At 70.5% G+C, this 18,673-nt stretch carries 15 protein-coding genes; 4 read left to right on the forward strand and 11 right to left on the reverse strand.

Translation table 11 applies throughout. The annotated features are described in order from the left end of the window. Positions 1–78 precede the first annotated feature (78 nt). The 6 genes from ACGFZA_RS10820 to ACGFZA_RS10845 all read right to left on the reverse strand — a co-directional run bounded on the left by ACGFZA_RS10820 (position 79) and on the right by ACGFZA_RS10845 (position 7,348). Complete coding sequence (locus tag ACGFZA_RS10820) at positions 79–1,284, reverse strand: acyl-CoA dehydrogenase family protein (RefSeq protein ID WP_219569935.1); 1,206 nt, start codon at positions 1,282–1,284, stop codon at positions 79–81. 2 nt (positions 1,285–1,286) lie between these two features. After that, on the reverse strand, positions 1,287–1,814 hold the full coding sequence (locus ACGFZA_RS10825) for a MaoC family dehydratase (RefSeq protein ID WP_385278071.1): 528 nt from the start codon (positions 1,812–1,814) through the stop codon (positions 1,287–1,289). A 2-nt stretch (positions 1,815–1,816) separates the two neighbouring features. Then, positions 1,817–2,833, reverse strand: coding sequence for an HpcH/HpaI aldolase/citrate lyase family protein (locus ACGFZA_RS10830; protein ID WP_393678671.1), 1,017 nt, complete (start codon positions 2,831–2,833; stop codon positions 1,817–1,819). Continuing rightward, positions 2,830–4,842, reverse strand: a complete 2,013-nt coding sequence (locus ACGFZA_RS10835) for a protein meaA (RefSeq protein ID WP_385278068.1) — start codon at positions 4,840–4,842, stop codon at positions 2,830–2,832. Before ACGFZA_RS10835 ends, ACGFZA_RS10830 begins: the two co-directional genes overlap by 4 nt. A gap of 1 nt (position 4,843) precedes the next feature. Then, on the reverse strand, positions 4,844–6,181 hold the full coding sequence (gene ccrA / locus ACGFZA_RS10840; RefSeq protein WP_385278066.1) for a crotonyl-CoA carboxylase/reductase: 1,338 nt from the start codon (positions 6,179–6,181) through the stop codon (positions 4,844–4,846). Between the two features lie 357 nt (positions 6,182–6,538). Further along, positions 6,539–7,348 carry a GNAT family N-acetyltransferase gene (locus ACGFZA_RS10845; protein WP_385278064.1) on the reverse strand — a complete coding sequence of 270 codons (810 nt, stop codon included), beginning with the start codon at positions 7,346–7,348 and terminating at the stop codon, positions 6,539–6,541. A gap of 193 nt (positions 7,349–7,541) precedes the next feature. Between ACGFZA_RS10845 and ACGFZA_RS10850 the strand changes: the two genes are divergently transcribed. Continuing rightward, positions 7,542–8,285, forward strand: coding sequence for a restriction endonuclease (locus tag ACGFZA_RS10850; protein WP_393678672.1), 744 nt, complete (start codon positions 7,542–7,544; stop codon positions 8,283–8,285). Between the two features lie 46 nt (positions 8,286–8,331). Here the strand turns inward: ACGFZA_RS10850 and ACGFZA_RS10855 are convergent, their stop codons facing one another. Together ACGFZA_RS10855 and ACGFZA_RS10860 are read right to left on the reverse strand one after the other, a co-directional pair. Further along, entirely contained in the window at positions 8,332–9,147 is an 816-nt protein-coding gene (locus tag ACGFZA_RS10855; RefSeq protein ID WP_385278060.1) for a TetR family transcriptional regulator, read from the reverse strand. Between the two features lie 130 nt (positions 9,148–9,277). Then, positions 9,278–11,059: a 3-hydroxyacyl-CoA dehydrogenase family protein gene (locus ACGFZA_RS10860; RefSeq protein WP_393678673.1), complete on the reverse strand. Its 1,782-nt coding sequence runs from the start codon at positions 11,057–11,059 to the stop codon at positions 9,278–9,280. Between the two features lie 373 nt (positions 11,060–11,432). Between ACGFZA_RS10860 and ACGFZA_RS10865 the strand changes: the two genes are divergently transcribed. Next, positions 11,433–12,017, forward strand: coding sequence for an adenylosuccinate lyase (locus tag ACGFZA_RS10865; protein WP_385278056.1), 585 nt, complete (start codon positions 11,433–11,435; stop codon positions 12,015–12,017). On the opposite strand, the gene ACGFZA_RS10870 is transcribed toward ACGFZA_RS10865, so the two are convergent. From ACGFZA_RS10870 to ACGFZA_RS10880, 3 genes are all read right to left on the reverse strand, one after another. Further along, complete coding sequence (locus ACGFZA_RS10870; RefSeq protein ID WP_393678674.1) at positions 11,983–12,555, reverse strand: GNAT family N-acetyltransferase; 573 nt, start codon at positions 12,553–12,555, stop codon at positions 11,983–11,985. The genes ACGFZA_RS10865 and ACGFZA_RS10870 overlap by 35 nt on opposite strands. 46 nt (positions 12,556–12,601) lie before the next feature. Then, on the reverse strand, positions 12,602–14,194 hold the full coding sequence (locus tag ACGFZA_RS10875) for an alpha/beta hydrolase (protein WP_393678675.1): 1,593 nt from the start codon (positions 14,192–14,194) through the stop codon (positions 12,602–12,604). Between the two features lie 130 nt (positions 14,195–14,324). Continuing rightward, complete coding sequence (locus ACGFZA_RS10880; protein WP_393678676.1) at positions 14,325–15,374, reverse strand: Rv2578c family radical SAM protein; 1,050 nt, start codon at positions 15,372–15,374, stop codon at positions 14,325–14,327. 149 nt (positions 15,375–15,523) lie between these two features. Between ACGFZA_RS10880 and ACGFZA_RS10885 the strand changes: the two genes are divergently transcribed. Together ACGFZA_RS10885 and ACGFZA_RS10890 are read left to right on the forward strand one after the other, a co-directional pair. Further along, on the forward strand, positions 15,524–15,967 hold the full coding sequence (locus ACGFZA_RS10885) for an SRPBCC family protein (RefSeq protein WP_385278049.1): 444 nt from the start codon (positions 15,524–15,526) through the stop codon (positions 15,965–15,967). A 184-nt stretch (positions 15,968–16,151) separates the two neighbouring features. Continuing rightward, on the forward strand, positions 16,152–18,593 hold the full coding sequence (locus ACGFZA_RS10890) for an MFS transporter (RefSeq protein ID WP_393678677.1): 2,442 nt from the start codon (positions 16,152–16,154) through the stop codon (positions 18,591–18,593). Positions 18,594–18,673: the final 80 nt, after the last annotated feature.

Below are 18,673 nucleotides of genomic sequence, written 5' to 3' on the forward strand. Positions count from 1 at the left end.
GTCGGACGTCTGGAAGGCACCGGATGAGGATGACAGGGTGTGATCTTCTTCGCGGTTAAATCACCGCGAATGGGACAATCAACCCTGGAAACGATACTCCTCGAGGAGTCGGCGCCCGATGATCATTTTCTGGATCTCGGCGGTACCTTCACCGATCAGCAGCATCGGGGCCTCACGGTAGAGGCGCTCGATCTCGTACTCCTTGGAGAAGCCGTAACCGCCGTGGATACGGAAGGCGTCCTCGACGACTTCCTTGCAGTACTCGGAGGCGAGGTACTTCGCCATCCCTGCCTCCAGGTCGTTTCGCTCCCCGGAGTCCTTTTTGCGCGCTGCATTTACCATCATCGCATGCGCGGCCTCGACCTTGGTGGCCATTTCGGCCAGCTTGAACTGGATCGCCTGGTGCTGGGCGATCGGTTTTCCGAAGGTGTGGCGCTGTTGCGCGTAGGAAACGCCCAGTTCGAATGCACGCTGTGCGACACCGCAGCCACGCGCAGCCACGTTGACGCGACCGACCTCCACGCCGTCCATCATTTGGTAAAACCCTCGGCCGGTGGTGCCGCCCAGCACACGATTGGCTGGAATGCGCAGTCCGTCCATGATGAGCTCGGTGGTGTCGACGCCCTTGTAGCCCATCTTGTCGATCTTTCCCGGGATGGTGAGACCGGGCCGGACCTCGCCGAATCCGGGCTCCTTCTCCACCAGGAAGGTCGTCATCGACTTGTGGGGCGGGGTGCCCTCGGGGTGGCCTTCGTCACTCCGGCACAGGACGGCGACGAGCGAGGACGTGCCGCCGTTCGTCAGCCACATCTTCTGGCCGTTGAGGACGTACTCCTCGCCGTCCTTGACGCCCTTGGAGCTGATCGCCGAGACGTCGGAGCCCAGCGCCGGCTCGGACATCGAGAACGCGCCCCGGACCTCGCCCAGCGCCATCCGGGGCAGGAAGGTGTCCTTCTGCTCCTGTGTGCCGTGCTGCTTGAGCATGTACGCCACGATGAAGTGCGTGTTGATGATTCCCGACACGCTCATCCAGCCGCGGGCGATTTCCTCCACGCACAGCGCGTATGTGAGAAGCGACTCACCCAGCCCCCCGTACTCCTCGGGAATCATCAGCCCGAACAGGCCGAGTTCCTTGAGCCCCTCGACGATCTCGGTCGGGTACTCGTCGCGGTGCTCCAGCTGGGTCGCGACCGGAATGATCTCCTTGTCGACGAAATCCCGGACCGTGGAGAGGATTTCCTGCTGGACGTCGTTGAGACCGGCCGTCTGGGCGAGTCGCGTCATGGCTACTTCTCCACGTTCTTCTGCGAAGGCTGCTTCAGCTCCGGGCGGCCGGGCTGTTCGCCGCCCCGCTCCTTGATGTACGTCTCGGTGGGGACCATGACCTTGCGGCGGAACACGCAGACGAGGGTGCCGTCCTGCTTGTAGCCCTTGGTCTCCACGTAAACGATTCCGCGGTCGCTCTTGGACCTCGACGGGGTCTTGTCCAGAACGGTGGTCTCGCCGTAGACCGTGTCGCCGTGGAAGGTCGGCGCCACGTGCTTCAGCGACTCGACCTCCAGGTTGGCGATGGCCTTTCCGGAGACGTCCGGGACCGACATGCCCAGCAGCAGCGAGTAGATGTAGTTGCCGACGACAACGTTCTTGCCGAAGTCGGTCGTCTTCTCGGCATAGTTGCTGTCCATGTGCAGTGGGTGGTGATTCATGGTCAGCAGGCAGAAGAGGTGGTCGTCGTATTCGGTGACGGTCTTTCCGGGCCAGTGCTTGTAGACCGCACCGACCTCGAATTCCTCGTATGTGCGTCCGAACTGCATGGTCAGGCCTCCGGAGCTTCGAACTTGGAGGTGCGCTGCATGCCGGCCGCGCGGCCCTTGCCCGCGATGACCAGGGCCATCTTGCGGCTGGCCTCGTCGATCATCTCGTCGCCGAGCATCGCGGAGCCCTTCTTGCCGCCCTCCTCGGAGGTGCACCAGTCGTAGGCGTCGAGGATGAGCTCGGCGTGGTCGTAGTCCTCCTGCGAGGGCGAGAACACCTCGTTGGCCGCGTCGACCTGACCGGGGTGCAGCACCCACTTGCCGTCGAAGCCGAGGGCTGCGGCACGGCCGGCGACCTCGCGGTAGGCGTCCACGTCGCGGATCTGGAGGAAGGGGCCGTCGATCGCCTGGAGGTCGTGCGTACGGGCCGCCATCAGGATGCGCATCAGGATGTAGTGGTACGCGTCCGCGCCGTAGCCGGGCGGCTGCTGGCCGACGACCAGGGTCTTCATGTTGATCGACGCCATGAAGTCGGCCGGGCCGAAGATCAGGGTCTCCAGGCGGGGCGAGGCGGCCGCGATGTCGTCGATATTGACGAGGCCCTTGGCGTTCTCGATCTGCGCCTCGATGCCGATCTTCCCGACCTCGAAGCCCATCGTCTTCTCGATCTGGGTGAGCAGCAGGTCCAGCGCGACGACCTGCTGGGCGTCCTGGACCTTGGGCAGCATGATGCAGTCGAGGTTGGGTCCCGCGCCCTCGACGACCGTGATGACGTCGCGGTACGTCCAGTGCGTCGTCCAGTCGTTGACCCGTACCACCCGGGTCTTGCCCGTCCAGTCGCCGTTGTTCAGCGCGTCGACGATGTGGTGCCGGGCGCCTTCCTTGGCGAGCGGCGCGCAGGCGTCCTCCAGGTCGAGGAAGACCTGGTCGGCCGGGAGGCCCTGGGCCTTCTCCAGGAACCGCGGGTTGCTTCCCGGTACCGCCAGACACGAGCGGCGGGGGCGCAGCCGGTTCAAGGGCTGTGCGGCGGAGCCGCCCGATTGCGGGGTGGTGGCGGGCGACGGGGCAGGCGTGGTCATGCGGGGACCTCCAGAGGGTCGAGCTTGTTCGCTTTCCGGATCTCGTCGACGATACGGCCGATGATCTCCGTGATACCGAAGTCCTTCGGGGTGAATACGGCGGCGACACCGGCCTTGATCAGGGCCTCGGCGTCAGCCGGGGGAATGATCCCGCCCGCGATCACCGGGATGTCGCCGGCGCCGGTGCGGCGCAGCCGGTTCAGTACGTCCGGCACCAGCTCGGCGTGCGAGCCGGACAGGATCGACAGACCGACACAGTGCACGTCCTCGGCGACCGCCGCCGACACGATCTGTTCGGGCGTCAGGCGGATGCCCTGGTAGACGACCTCGAAACCGGCGTCGCGGGCGCGCACGGCGATCTGCTCGGCGCCGTTGGAGTGCCCGTCCAGACCGGGCTTGCCGACGAGCAGCCGCAGCCGGCCCGCACCCAGGTCCTGTGCGGTCCGGGCGACCTTCTCGCGTACGAGCGCGAGCGGGGTGCCCGCCTCCGCGGTCACGGCGACCGGGGCGGACGACACACCGGTCGGCGCACGGAACTCGCCGAAGACGTCGCGCAGGGCCCAGGACCACTCACCGGTGGTGACGCCCGCACGGGCGCACTCGACGGTGGCCTCCATCATGTTCTCGGTCCCCGCCGCGGCCTTCTTCAGCGCGGCGAGCGCCTCGGTGGCGCGGGGCTCGTCACGGTTGTCGCGCCACTCGTGGAGCGCGGCGACGACCTTGGCCTCGTTGGCCGGGTCGACCGTCATGATCGCGCCGTCGAGGTCGGCCGTGAGCGGGTTGGGCTCGGTCGTCCCGTAGATGTTGACGCCGACGATCTTCTCCTCGCCGCCCTCGATCCGGGCGCGCCGGGCGGCGTGCGAGGAGACCAGCTCGGACTTGAGGTAGCCGGACTCGACGGCCGCCATGGCGCCGCCCATCTGCTCGATCCGGTCCATCTCGGCGAGCGAGTCGGCGACCAGCTCGTCGACCTTGGCCTCGATGACGTGCGACCCGGCGAAGATGTCCTCGTACTCCAGCAGATCGCTCTCGTGGGCGAGTACCTGCTGGATGCGCAGCGACCACTGCTGGTCCCAGGGCCGGGGGAGCCCCAGGGCCTCGTTCCAGGCGGGCAGCTGCACGGCGCGGGCGCGGGCGTCCTTGGAGAGGGTGACGGCCAGCATCTCCAGGACGATGCGCTGGACGTTGTTCTCCGGCTGCGCCTCGGTCAGCCCGAGCGAGTTGACCTGGACGCCGTAGCGGAAGCGGCGCTGCTTGGCGTCGGTGATGCCGTAGCGCTCGCGGGTGACGCGGTCCCAGATGCGCCCGAAGGCGCGCATCTTGCACATCTCCTCGATGAAGCGGACGCCCGCGTTCACGAAGAAGGAGATCCGGGCGACCACGTCGCCGAACTTCTCCTCGGGCACCTGCCCGGAGTCGCGGACCGCGTCGAGTACGGCGATCGCCGTCGACATGGCGTACGCGATCTCCTGGACGGGGGTGGCCCCGGCCTCCTGCAGGTGGTAGCTGCAGATGTTGATCGGGTTCCACTTGGGGATGCGGTTGACCGTGTACGTGATCATGTCGGTGGTCAGCCGCAGCGAGGGCCCCGGCGGGAAGACGTGCGTCCCGCGCGAGAGGTACTCCTTGACGATGTCGTTCTGCGTGGTGCCCTGGAGCCTGCCCGCGTCCGCGCCCTGCTCCTCGGCGACGACCTGGTAGAGCGCCAGCAGCCACATGGCGGTGGCGTTGATCGTCATCGAGGTGTTCATCTGCTCCAGGGGGATGTCCTGGAACAGCCGGCGCATGTCGCCGAGGTGTGAGACGGGCACGCCGACCCGGCCGACCTCGCCGCGGGCGAGGATGTGGTCGGGGTCGTAACCGGTCTGCGTCGGCAGGTCGAAGGCGACCGACAGGCCCGTCTGGCCCTTGGCGAGGTTGCGCCGGTAGAGCTCGTTGGACGCCTCGGCGGTCGAGTGACCGGCGTACGTCCGCATGAGCCAGGGGCGGTCCTTCTGGCGGCCGGTCATGTCAGACGTTCCGGAATCGGTTGATGGCGTCGATGTGCCGCTCGCGCAGTTCCTCGTCGCGCACGCCCATGCCCTCGCGCGGTGCGAGCGCCAGGACACCGACCTTGCCCTGGTGGAGGTTGCGGTGCACGTCGTACGCGGCCTGGCCGGTGTCCTCCAGGGAGTAGACCTTCGACAGCGTCGGGTGGATCTTCCCCTTGGCGACCAGGCGGTTGGCCTCCCACGCCTCGCGGTAGTTGGCGAAGTGCGAGCCGACGATCTTCTTGAGCGACATCCACAGGTAGCGGTTGTCGTACTCGTGGTTGTAGCCCGAGGTCGAGGCGCAGGTGACGATCGTGCCGCCCTTGCGCGTCACGTAGACGCTGGCGCCGAAGGTCTCGCGGCCGGGGTGCTCGAAGACGATGTCCACGTCCTCGCCGCCGGTCAGTTCGCGGATGCGCTTGCCGAACCGCTTCCACTCGCGCGGGTCCTGGTTGTGCTCGTCCTTCCAGAACCGGTAGCCCTCGGCGTTGCGGTCGATGATCGCCTCGGCGCCCATCTTGCGGCAGATCTCCGCCTTCTGGTCGCTGGAGACGACACAGATCGGGTTGGCGCCGCCGGCCAGGGCGAACTGCGTGGCGTAGGAGCCGAGTCCGCCGCTCGCGCCCCAGATGAGGACGTTGTCGCCCTGCTTCATGCCGGCGCCGTTACGGGAGACGAGCTGGCGGTACGCGGTGGAGTTGACGAGCCCGGGAGCCGCCGCCTCCTCCCAGCTGAGGTGGTCCGGCTTCGGCATCAGCTGGTTGGACTTGACGAGGGCGATCTCCGCCAGGCCGCCGAAGTTGGTCTCGAAGCCCCAGATGCGCTGCTCGGGGTCGAGCATCGTGTCGTTGTGGCCGTCCGAGGACTCCAGTTCGACCGAGAGGCAGTGTGCGACGACCTCGTCACCGGGCTTCCAGGCGTTGACGCCCGGGCCGGTGCGCAGGACGACGCCCGCCAGGTCGGAGCCGATGACGTGGTACGGCAGGTCGTGGCGCTTGCTGAGGTCGCTGAGCTTGCCGTAGCGCTCCAGGAAGCCGAAGGTCGAGACGGGCTCGAAGATCGACGTCCACACGGAGTTGTAGTTGACCGAGCTGGCCATGACCGCGACCAGGGCCTCGCCCGGACCGAGCTCGGGCACCGCGACGTCCTCGACGTGCAGGGACTTGCGCGGGTCCTTGTCGCGGCTGGCGACGCCGGCGAACATCTCGGCCTCGTCCTTGTGCACGGTCACCGCGCGGTACGACTCGGGAATGGGCAGGGCCGCGATGTCTGCGGCGGTGCTGTCCTCGGACTGGATCGCGTCCAGGATTTCCTTCACGGTGTGCCTCCGGCGGTGCGGCGTTTGAGGGAACGCTTGAGGGTCCTGCGAAGCAGGGGGAGCGGTGTTGCGTGGAGGTGTGCCGTCGGTTCGGCGGATGGTGCTTCGGCTGCTTGCTCGGTGGAGCAGAAGGGTTTGCCTGTGACGCAGGCGTCCGGGCGCGCAGGCACGTGGCTTGCGGGGACAGCCGGCGTACGTGAGGTCTCAGCACGCCGGCCGCCCGGACGACTTCAACGTATGGCACTCCGTGACAGCTGGCAAGGCACTGGGTGCCAGCAATTTCCCTCAATTGTCATCCGGGTGCCACGCATGAGCAACACGGCGGGCGATTTGCCGTCATGTGCCCCGCTGTGGGGGTCAGGAGGCGGGGCGGTAGACGTACGGCGTCGTCGTGCTCAGGGCCGCGAAACCGAGGCGCTGGAGGATCGGCCGACTGTCCTCGGTGGCGTCGACCTGGAGGTACCGGTAGCCGCGCTCGGCGGCGATGCCCGCCCGGAAGGCGACCAGCGCCCGGTAGACGCCCCTGCCGCGCCACGCCTCGACCGTGCCGCCTCCCCACAGCCCGGCGAAGCCCGATCCCGGGTACAGCTCCATCCGGGCCGAGCTCACCGGCTCGTCGCCCGCCATGGCCAGCACGCCCACGAAGTGGTCCGGGTCGTCCCTCAGCCGGGCCAGCACCTGAGGACGCAGCCGGGACCAGTCCGAGCCGAACGCCTGCTCATGGGCCCGCGCCATCAGGTCCACATCGGCCTCGTCGCGCACCGTGCGCAGATGGACGCCGTCCGGGAGCCGGACGGTCGTGGGCTGGTCCGCCACCGGAGCCACGAGCAGGGTCTCCGGCTCCTCCGGCTCGAAACCGGCCGCCAGCAGCCGTGCCCCCAGGTCGGCCGGCCGGTCGTGCGCGTACAGCTTCCACTCGAACTCGTCGTACCCGAGCTCGGTCCAGTGGGCCACCTGCGCGGCGATCGCCGCGTCCGCCCCGGCGGCGTCCAGGTCCGGCGACGACCAGACGACCCCGTTCCAGTCGTGGGCCGCGCCCACCTGCCGTACGAGTCCGCCGGTGCGCTCGACGCGGACGCCGGGGCCGTCGGCGCGGGCGTGCTCGCGCATCTCGCGGTCGAAAACGGCCAGTAGCTCTGCGTGGCGGGGATCCAGTTGATCGTTCATCCGCACACCACAGCACCGGGCCGATGCCCCGGCAACCGCATTTCGCGGCCGTTGGATCCGCCGGACCCGGGCAGACGGCAGACATGGATGATCTTGGAAGACTCATATCGGTGCGAGCGGGACGAGCGGGGCGGTGCGGATGACGGCACCGGCACGGGAATGCGGTAACGCAGGGCCCCGGAAGGCGTTCAGTGTGCGCAGGACGGCCTTCGGGTTCGGCGCCACGGCCCTGCTGCTCTGCGGTGGATGGCTGACGCTGCGCACCGTCTGGGAGGGCGTGTGCAGGCATCCGGCCGCCGTCGTGCCGGCCGCGGCGCTCGGCGCGGCCGGCGTCCTGCTCCTGCATCTCCGCGGGCCGCGCCGCAGGCGGCGTGGGAGGCCCGGACCGTTCTCCGAGGCCGTGCGCGAACTCTTCGACCCGTCCCGGGAGCCCTCCGCCCCGGCCCGTGAGCCGCTCGGACACCCCCACGACGACCTCGCCCCCACGGCCGTCCTGACAGAGCCGGAACCGGCGGAACCGGAGGAACCGGAGGGCGAGGCCGCGGACTACGCGGCCCTGGACGCCGACGGATTCGAGGACGCGGTCGCCGCGCTCTGCGAGCGGGACGGCTGCCGCGACGTGCAGGTCGTGGGCGGAGCGGGCGATCTGGGGGCGGACGTGATCGCTACGGCCCCCGACGGACGGCGCCTGGTCGTCCAGTGCAAGTGCTACGGCCCCGCCACCAAGGTCGGCTCCCAGGACCTTCAGCGCTTCGGCGGGACCTGCTACGCCGTGCACGAGGCGGACATCGCCGTCTGCGTCACGACCAGCGCGTACACGGGACCGGCCCTGGACTACGCCGAGCAGTGCGCGATCCTGTGCCTGGACGGCGACGAGCTCACGGCGTGGAGCGAGGGCTCCGCGCCGCCGCCGTGGCAGACCGACGAGGGTGTGTGAAGGCCCGGCGGACGGGGCCGGACGGCCGGGAGCGGCAGGGCCCCGCTCAGCGCTCCTTGAGCGCCTGCTGGATCGTGCGCATCACTTCGTCCAGCGGCGCGTCCGTCCGCGCCACGGCCACCAGGACCTCGCCCTCCGTGCTCACCGACGCGGCCGACGGCTTCGCCGGATCGGTGCCGGCGGTCCGGCCCGCGCCGATCCCCGTCCCGAACGTGTCGCGGACGATGGCGAACGCCTGGTCCAGCTGCGCCTCCACGTCGCCCTGGCCGTCCGCGCGCAGCCAGCGGCGCAGCACGTGGTTGTGCGCGGTGACCACGGCCGACGCCGCGACCTCCGCCAGCAGCGGATCGTCATTGCCCGCAAGGTGGTCGCGCTCGTCGAAGTGGCCCAGCAGATAGCGCGTGAACAGCCGTTCGTAGCGGGCCACCGAGGCGATCTCGGCCTGCCGCAGGGTGGGCACTTCGCGGGTCAGCTTGTACCGGGCCACGGAGACCGCGGGCTTCGCCGCGTACATCCGCATGACCTCCTTGATGCCCCGGCAGACCGTGTCGAGCGGGTGCTCGTGCGCGGGGGCGGCGTTGAGGACCGCCTCGGCCCGCACGAGGGTGTCGTCGTGGTCCGGGAAGATCGCCTCGTCCTTGGACCGGAAGTGCCGGAAGAAGGTCCGCCGGGCGACACCCGCGGCGCCCGCGATCTCGTCGACGGTCGTCGCCTCGTACCCCTTGGTGGCGAAGAGCTCCATCGCCGCGGCGGCCAGTTCACGGCGCATTTTGAGCCGTTGGGCGGCGGCGCGGGTGCCCGCGGCACTTTCCGGGACGTCGGGCGTGGCGGACACACGGGGGGACCTGGCGGGCTGGGACATGGTGTGAACGTACTGCATCGGTGCAGGAGAGTGCGCCTGTGGGGGCGGGCTGCCCGAAGGGCCGAGCAGCCCGCCCCAGTCGGCTCCCGGCCCGGAAGGCCCCGCGTCGGGCCTTCCGGACCGGGCCCTCTCAGCGGCGGGCATATTCGCGGAAGCCGCGTCCCGTCTTGCGGCCGAGGCAGCCCGCGGCCACCAGGTGCTCCAGGAGCGGTGCCGGCGCGAGGCCCGGGTCGCGGAACTCGCCGTGCAGCACCTTCTCGATGGCGAGCGAGACGTCGAGGCCGACGACGTCCAGGAGCTCGAAGGGCCCCATCGGGTAGCCGCCGCCCAGCTTCATCGCGGCGTCGATGTCGTCGAGGGTCGCGTAGTGCTCCTCGACCATCTTGATCGCGTTGTTGAGGTACGGGAACAGCAGCGCGTTCACGATGAAACCGGCCCGGTCCCCGCAGTCCACCGGGTGCTTGCGCACCTTTGCGCAGACCTCGCGGACCGTGGCGTGCACATCGTCGGCGGTGAGCACCGTACGGACGACCTCGACCAGCTTCATCGCCGGCGCCGGGTTGAAGAAGTGCATCCCGATGACGTCCTCGGGCCGCGACGTGGCCCGGGCGATCGACACGACGGGCAGCGACGAGGTGGTGGTGGCGAGCACCGCACCCGGCCTGCAGACCTTGTCCAGCGTGGCGAACAGCTGCTGCTTGACCAGCAGGTCCTCGGCGACCGCCTCCACGGCCAGGTCCACCTCGGCGAACGAGTCCAGCGAGCCGGCCGCGGTGATCCGGGCGAGGGTCTCGTCCCGGGCCCCGGCCGTCAGCCGCCCCTTGGTGACCGATCGCTCCAGCGACTTGGCGATCCGGCCCTTGGCGACGTCCGCCTTCTCCTGGCTGCGGGCGGCGAGCACGACGTCGTAACCGGCCTTCGCGAAGACCTCCGCGATCCCCGAAGCCATCGTCCCGGAGCCCGCGACCCCGACCGAACGCACCGTGCGGCCCGCGCCCGCCCCGGCGTCCTGCGACGGGGTCAGCGCGTCCGGAACCACGGTCTGGCTGCCCGGCTCCGCGTAGGTGTAGAAGCCGCGGCCCGACTTGCGCCCGGTCAGCCCGGCGGCGGCGAGCTGGCCGAGGACGGGGGCCGGAGCGTGCAGCCGGTCGTGCGAGGCGGAGTACATCGCCTCCAGGACGGTGCGGGCGGTGTCGATCCCGATCAGGTCCAGCAGCGCGAGCGGCCCCATCGGCAGACCGCAGCCCAGCTTCATGGCCGCGTCGATGTCCTCGCGGGAGGCGTAGTTCGCCTCGTACATGGCTGCGGCCTGGTTGAGGTAGCCGAACAACAGGCCGTCGGCGACGAACCCCGGCCGGTCGCCGACCGCGACCGGCTCCTTGCCCAGCTGCCGGGCGAGCGCGGTGACCGCCTCGACGGCCGGCGGCGCGGTCAGCACGGAGGAGACCACCTCGACCAGTTTCATGGCCGGCGCCGGGTTGAAGAAGTGCAGGCCGAGCACGCGCTCGGGGTGCTGCGACTCGGCGGCGAGCCGGGTCACCGACAGGGCGTTGGTGCCCGTGGCCAGGACCGCGGTGGGCGAGACGACGGCGTCGAGCTCCCGGAAGACCTGCTGCTTGATCTCGTACGTCTCCGGCACGACCTCGATGACGAGCTCGGCGTCCGCGGCGGCCTGGAGATCGGAGAAGGTGCGGAACCGGGCGAGGATGTCGCGCCGCTCCTCCTCGGTGATCCGCTCGCGCCGCACGGCGCGGGCGGTGGAGGCCTCCAGCGAGGCGACGGCCTGGCGGGCGGCCGCGTCACTGATGTCGATACCGATGACCTCGCGCCCGGCACGGGCCAGGACCTCGGCGATACCGGTGCCCATGGTGCCGAGGCCGACGACGGCGATGCTGCTGAAATGGGTGTCCATCACGGGACTCCAGGGATGAGTGACGACTGAGGGACGCACGGAGCGCGCGGCCGATGAGAGAGGCCGAAGGGCCCGACCGGCGTACGGCGTGCGGGAATTGCCTGTCGTGGTGCTCGGGTCCCGGGCGCGAAGGGCACGCCGGGACCGGGAAGGGGTGACGGACTCTGTCCCGGAGTCACGTCTCGCGAAGCCGCCGAACCGACAAACACTCCAGGTGGCTGCGTCACCAGGCCACCGGAGCCTGCGGGGGAGTGTCCCGCTCACATGAGGTTAACCGACGGGTAATGAGCGCGCCAGCCCCCGATTGTTGTGGCCCCCCTCACATCCCTCACCCCCGCCGCCACGCTGTGTGTCCACCGATACGCTGAACGTCATGGATGAGGAGTACCGGTCGCTGACGCACCGGCTGGCGGACGAGGCGGGGGAGTCGGCGGCCTACCGCGAGCTGCTCGCCACCGAGGACGACGAGGAACTGGCCCGGGTGCTCGTCGAGCGCGAACGCCCGCTCTGGGCACGCGAGATCGCCGCGTACCGGCTCGGCTGCGGCGGTGACCGCCGCGCCTTCGAGCCCTTGGTGCTGCTGCTCAACCACCGGGACCCGGAGCGCTGCGTCGCGGCCGCCCACGCCCTGGCCCGCCTCGGTGACCCCCGCACGCCCCGCGCCGCCGCGGCGCTCGCCACCAACGGCCTGCGCACCGCCTACGCCCTCCATCCGGTCCGCCTGCTCACCGAACTGCGGGCCCCCGAGTCCGTACCCGCGCTGATGAGCACCCTGTCCCGGCTGCTGGGGCCGGACGAGCCGCACTGGCGGGTGGCGCTGGCCTGCGTCGAGGGCCTGGGGCAGCTCGGCGACGCGCAGGCCCGCCCGGTCCTGGAGGCGGCCCTGCCGCACCCCCGGCTCGGCCGGGCGGCCGAGGAGGCGCTCAGCCGGCTGCCGGCGGGCCGAGGGGGCCGCTGAGGGCGCGTACGTAACGCACCTCGGGCACCGCGACCCCGTCGACGTCGAAGGGCTCCTCGGCGCCGTCGGCTCGGAAGCCCGCGCGTTCGTAGAAGCGTCGGGCCGGTGTGTTGTCCTTCAGTACCCAGAGCGCCAGGTCGCGGTGACCGGCCTCGGCGGCGCCCGTGAGCACCTGTGCCATCAGGGCCCGGCCCACCCCGGTCCCGGTCTGCTCCGGCAGGACGTAGATCGCGTACAGCTCGCCGCGCGCGAGCCGCCCGCCGCCCTCGCGGTAGGGCCCGTACGCGGCCCAGCCGACGACGCCGAGGCCCGCCCGCTCGGCCACCACGTCGACGACGGCACCGGCCTCCGTGAAGAACCCGCGGCGGCGCTCAGCGTCCGCGGCGATGTCCATCGCGTCCAGGTGCGCCTGCGGCATCAAGCCGGCGTAGGCGCTCTGCCAGCCACGGACCCGGACCCGCGCGACGGCCTCGCAGTCGTCGATGGTCATGTCCCGGATCAGCGGTCGGGGGGCGTGCGCGGTCGGCCGAGAAGTCATCCGGCCATCCTCGCGTACGCCCCCGGACCGCGGCCATGTCTTTCCGTCAGCCCCGGAACCCGAGCAGCCCGTGGAGCGTGCTGCCCCGGCCGTCCGCCTCCGTGCGCGACGCCGGTCGCGCGGTCTTGGCCGCCGCCGGCTTCGGGTCGGGCGTCTTCGCGCAGACCGCGTCCACGTCGCCGCCCTTCCCCCGCGGCACGGTGCCCTTGGCGAGATAGTCCGCCAGGTACCGGTCCAGACAGGCGTTGCCGCTCAGTGTGACGCCGTGGTTGCCGCCGCCCTCCTCGACGACCAGGCTCGAACCCTTGAGCTTGCGGTGCAGGGTGACGCCGCCCTCGTACGGAGTGGCCGCGTCGTCCGTCGCCTGGAAGAGCAGCACCGGAGGCAGCGCGCGGTTGGAGACCCGTACCGGATTCAGCGGCTCCACCGGCCAGTCGGCGCACGGGGCGTTGTACCAGGTGTTGCTCCAGGTCATGAACGGCGCCTTGGCGTGGACCCGCTGGCTGTCGCTGCGCCAGACGTTCCAGTCGCCCGGCCACTGCGCGTCGCGGCACTGCACGGCCGAGTACACCGAGTACCCGTTGTCGCCCTCGGCGTCGACCGCGCCGAAGCGCTCGTACGCCTTGACCAGGGCCTTGTCGTCCTTTTCGTTCACATAGGACGCGAACGCCCCGGCCAGCGTCGGCCAGTAGCCGTTGTAGTACCCGCCCGGCAGGAACGTGTCGTCCAGCTCGCCCGCGCCCACCTTCCCGCCCGCGGGACGCTTCTTGACCGCGTCCCGCATCCGGTTCCAGGCCGCCTCGACCTTAGCCGGGTCGGTGCCCAGCCGGTACGTGCTGTCGTACTTCGCCACCCAGGCCGCGAACGCCTTGTGGCGGGTGTCGAACGCGTAGTCCTGGGCGATGTTGTCGTCGTACCAGACCCCGTCCGGGTCCACGTTCGAGTCGAGGACCAGGCGCCGGACGCGGTCCGGGAACAGCTTCGCGTACACCGAGCCCAGGTAGGTGCCGTAGGAGTAGCCCAGGTAGTTGAGCTGCCGCGATCCGGTGGCGGCCCGGATCACGTCGAGGTCCTTGGCCGCGCTCACCGTGTCCATGTACGGGAGCAGGTCCGGGTACTTCTCGCCGCAGGCGGCCGCGAAGTCGCGGGCGCGGTTCCGGTTGGTCCGCTCGTCCTGGACGGAGTGCGGCACCGGGTCGGGCCGTACCGGATCGAAGTACTTCGGGACGCAGTCCAGGGCCGGCCGGCTCCTGCCCACGCCGCGCGGGTCGAACCCGATCACGTCGTACTGGGCGGCCACCGACTTCGGCAGTGAGCCGGCGACGAAGCCGGCCATCGACAGACCGCTGCCGCCGGGACCGCCCGGATTGACCAGCAGCGGGCCCTGGAACGTCTTCGCCGTGTGCGGGATCCGCGACAGGGCGAGCGTGACCTGCCGGCCCGACGGGTCGTCATGGTCGAGTGGGGCGCGCACCGATGCGCACTGGAGCGTCGGGTACGACGGGGTGGAGCAGCCGGTCCACTTGACCGGCGCGGCACGCATCGCGCCGCCGTCGGCGCTCGCCGGGGACGGTGCGGCGGTCACCAGACCGGCGACCGTCGCTCCGACGGCGAACAGCATTCCTGAACGGTTCGTCATATGGCCTCCCGTGGTGGGGGAACACGGCTGCGCGTGGCGCAGCCCCCGCCGCATGCTCCCCGTATTCGGAGCCGGGAGGACCTGTTCCGGTGAGAGATGACCCGTTTGCCCCCCGGGTCACTCCGCCCGGTCAGAGCAGGGTCAGCTGGGTGGGCTCGGGACCGGGCGGCGGGGACCGCGGCTCGGCGCGCCCGGGGAAGCCGCGGGGCGTCCCGCGGTGGGAGGGGCCGATGCCGTACTCCGTCGCCAGCTCGTGCACGTACCGGGTGATGCGGCGCTGGTACCAGGTGGGAGCGTAGGCGCCGTCCGCGTACAGCCGCTCGTACCGCCGCACCAGATGCGGATGGTGCCGGCCGAGCCACTCCATGAACCACTCCCGGGCGCCGGGGCGCAGATGGAGGACGAGCGGGGTCACCGAGGTCGCGCCGGCGGCGGCGATCGCGCGGACCGTCGCCCGCAGCTGGTCCCGGCGGTCGCCGAGGTACGGGATGACGGGTGCCATCAGCACTCCGCAGCCGATGCCGTGCTCGCTGAGGGCGCGGACGACGTCGAGGCGCCGCTCGGGGGAGGGGGTGCCGGGCTCCACGGTCCGCCACAGTTCGGGATCGGTGAAGCCCACGGACACCGAGACCCCGACCTCGGTGACCTCGGCGGCCTGCCGCAGCAGTTCCAGGTCGCGCAGGATCAGCGTGCCCTTGGTGAGGATGGAGAAGGGGTTCGCGTGGTCGCGCAGGGCTGTGAGAATGCCGGGCATCAGCCGGTAGCGGCCCTCCGCCCGCTGGTAGCAGTCGACGTTGGTGCCCATGGCGATGTGCTCGCCGTGCCAGCGCGGCGCGGCGAGCTCGCGGCGCACCAGCTCGGGGGCGTTGGTCTTGACCACGATCTGCGAGTCGAAGCCGAGACCGGTGTCGAGGTCCAGATAGCTGTGGGTCTTGCGCGCGAAGCAGTAGACGCAGGCATGTGAACACCCCCGGTACGGATTGACGGTCCACTCGAACGGCATCCGGGACGCGCCGGGCACCCGGTTCACGATGGAGCGGGCCCGGATCTCGTGGAAGGTGATGCCTCGGAATTCCGGGGTGTCGAACGTGCGCGTCGTCACCGCGTCCGCGGCGAAGAGCGCGCCGGTACCGGTCTTGGTGGGTTCTGTGGGGTTATCGGCAAGATTGTCCCAGCGCATGGACGCCTCCTCGGTAGCACTGGCCCGAGAATAGAACATTTGTTCCCTTGATCGTTTTCTCCCCTTCGTCCCGGGCCGGATTTTGAGCCGGACTGCCGAGGTGGTTGGCTCAGCACACCCCCGAACAACCGAGTGCTGGAGGAACAGCCATGGCGCAGGTCGAGGCCACGACAGAGCGGATCATCGCGGCGGACGCGGAGACGGTGTTCGACGCGCTGGCCGATTACAAGGACGTCCGCGGCAAGGTGCTGCCCGGTCACTTCAGCGAGTACGAGATCCGCGAGGGCGGTGACGGCGAGGGCACCCTCGTCCACTGGAAGCTCCAGGCCACCAGCAAGCGGGTGCGCGACTGCCTGCTGGAGGTCACCGAGCCCACCGACGGACAGCTCGTGGAGAAGGACCGCAACTCCTCGATGGTCACGACCTGGACCGTCACCCCGGCCGGTGAGGGCAAGTCCAAGGCGGTCGTCTCCACGGTGTGGAAGGGGGCCGGCGGCATCGGCGGATTCTTCGAGAAGACCTTTGCGCCCAAGGGACTTGGGCGTATCTATGACGAGCTGCTGCAGAACCTCGCCGCCGAGGTGGAGAAGTAGCCTGCGGCCGGATCGGCCTCACCGGTTCGGGTGGTCTTTCCGGCCGGTCGGTTGTGCGCCGTAGTGGCTCCCACCGGGGGATACGCCCCCTGAGTGCGCCGTCAGCGCCCCCTCGTCGCGTTTGCCCTCACTTATCGCGCAATGCGAGAAATGGGCGGCGGCAGTGCGACGAGGGGAGCGGCACGTGGTGGGTGGCATCACTCTGGTGAAGGACGAGCCGGACGGTACGGGCGACACCGAGACGGTGCCCGTGGTCGTCCCGCCCCCATCGCCGCCCGCCACGACGCAATCCGTCGTCCCGGCCGGTGACGGGGTCACGGATCCCCGCCGTATCCGGCTCGTCTTCGTCGGGCTGATGCTCACGCTCCTGCTCGCGGCGCTCGACCAGATGATCGTCGCCACCGCGCTCCCGAAGATCGTCGGCGAGCTGCACGGGCTGGAGAAGATGTCCTGGGCGGTCACCGCCTACCTTCTCGCCTCGACCATCGGTCTCCCGATCTACGGCAAGCTCGGCGACCTCTTCGGCCGCAAGAGCGTCTTCCAGTTCGCGATCGTCGTCTTCGTCGTCGGCTCCGCCCTGGCCGGCTGGTCGCGCACCATGGACGAACTGATCGCCTTCCGCGCCCTCCAGGGCGTCGGCGGCGGCGGGCTGATGATCGGCGTCCAGGCGATCATCGCCGACGTCGTCCCGCCACGCGAGCGCGGCCGGTTCATGGGGCTCATCGGCGCGGCCTTCGGACTCGCCTCCGTCGCGGGCCCGTTGCTCGGCGGCTTCTTCACCGACCACGCCTCCTGGCGCTGGTGCTTCTACATCAACGTGCCGTTCGGCCTGGTGACGCTCGCCGTCATCACCGTCGTACTGAAACTTCCCAAGCCCACGGTCCGGCCCCGGCTCGACGTCCTCGGCGCCGCCCTGCTGGCTACGGCCTCCACCTGCCTGGTGCTGCTGACCAGTTGGGGCGGTACGGAGTACGCCTGGGGGTCGGGCACCATTCTGGGGCTGGCCGCCGGAGCTGCCGGAACGACCCTGCTGTTCCTCGCCGTCGAGCACCGCGCGCCCGAACCGATCATCCCGCTGCGGCTGTTCCGTGACTCGATCTTCAACGTCACCGCCCTGGTCGGCGCGGTCGTCGGGGTCGCGCTGTTCGGCGCCGCCAGCTATCTGCCGACCTTCCTGCAGATGGTCGACGGGGCCACCGCCACCGAGTCCGGGCTGCTCATGCTCCCGATGATGGGCGGCATCGTGGGTGCCTCCGTCGTCTCGGGCCAGCTCATCTCCCGTACCGGGCGCTACCGCGTCTACCCGATCGCGGGCAGCGCGATCTCGGCGGTGGGCATGTGGCTGCTGTCCCGGCTCGAAACGGACACACCGCGGTGGGAGTACAGCATCGCGCAGGCGGTCCTCGGCCTCGGGATCGGGCTGATCATGCCGGTGCTCGTCCTGGCCGTGCAGAACTCCGTACGCCCCGCCGACCTCGGCACCGCGACCAGTGCCAACAACTACTTCCGGCAGATCGGCGGCAGCGTGGGCGCCGCCGTCTTCGGCACCCTCTTCGCCGGACGGCTGGCCGACGCGCTCGCCGTGCGGCTGCCCGCCGGAGCCGGTCTGCCCGATCCCGAGTCGATCACGCCGCAACTGGTCCACGCGATGGAGCCCGCGCTGCGCGACGCCTACATCCAGGCCTACGCCGACGCGATGCCCCGGATCTTCCTCTACCTCGTGCCGGTCCTCGTGCTCGGCCTGTTCTTCGCCTTCTTCCTCAAGGAGAAACCGCTGGTGTCCCACCACAGCCCCGAAACCGCAGCCGAGCCCGCGTCGATCCCCTCCGCCCGCATCGACCCCGGTCCCCCTTCCGGCGGATACCTCTCCGGGGTGCCGGTCTGCGGCATTGTCCAGCACTCCGACGGTACGAAGGTGCCCCGCGCCGCCCTCACCCTCATCGACGTCCAGGGACAGCAGGTAGGCAGGGGCGCCAGCGGGGACGAGGGGCGGTACGCGCTGAGCGTGCCCGGGGCCGGTTCGTACGTCCTCATCGCCGCCGCGGGGGGCCACCAGCCGCAGGCCGTCAGCGTCACCGTGGGCGAACGGCCGGTGGAGCTGGACGTGGTGCTCGGCGGTGCCGGACGGCTGGCCGGGACCGTCGTGACGGCGGACGGGGTCCCGGTACGGGACGCGGCCGTCACCCTGACCGACGTGCGCGGCGAAGTCGTCGCCTCCACGCGCAGCGGGCGCGAGGGCGGGTACGTGATCGCGGAGCTGGTCGCGGGCGAGTACACCCTCGCCGCCTCCGCCCCCGCCTTCCGGCCCGCCGCGCTGCCGGTCAGCGTGCAGGCGGCCAGGGAGACGCGGCAGGACATCGAACTGGCCGGCGGCGCCGTACTGCGCGGGATCGTCCGGGCGAGTGGCGGGCGGCCCGTCGAGGACGCCCGGGTGACGCTCCTCGACGCGGCGGGCAACGTGGTCGACACGCTCACCACCGGGCCCGACGGCTCCTTCCGGTTCGTCGACCTGTCCACGGGGGAGTACACCGTGATCGCCGCCGGCTATCCGCCGGTCGCCACGGTGCTCCAGGTCGCGGGCGGCGGGCGCACCGAACGGGACCTTCAACTGGGCCACGAGGACTGAGGGTTCGGCCCGGCTGCCGGGCCGACCGGTCCTCCGGTTCGCCGCCCGGCCCGGCGGCGCGGGCCCGCCGCGCCCGGCCG

Source organism: Streptomyces sp. NPDC048211 (assembly GCF_043202315.1).
Taxonomy (GTDB): Bacteria; Actinomycetota; Actinomycetes; order Streptomycetales; family Streptomycetaceae; genus Streptomyces.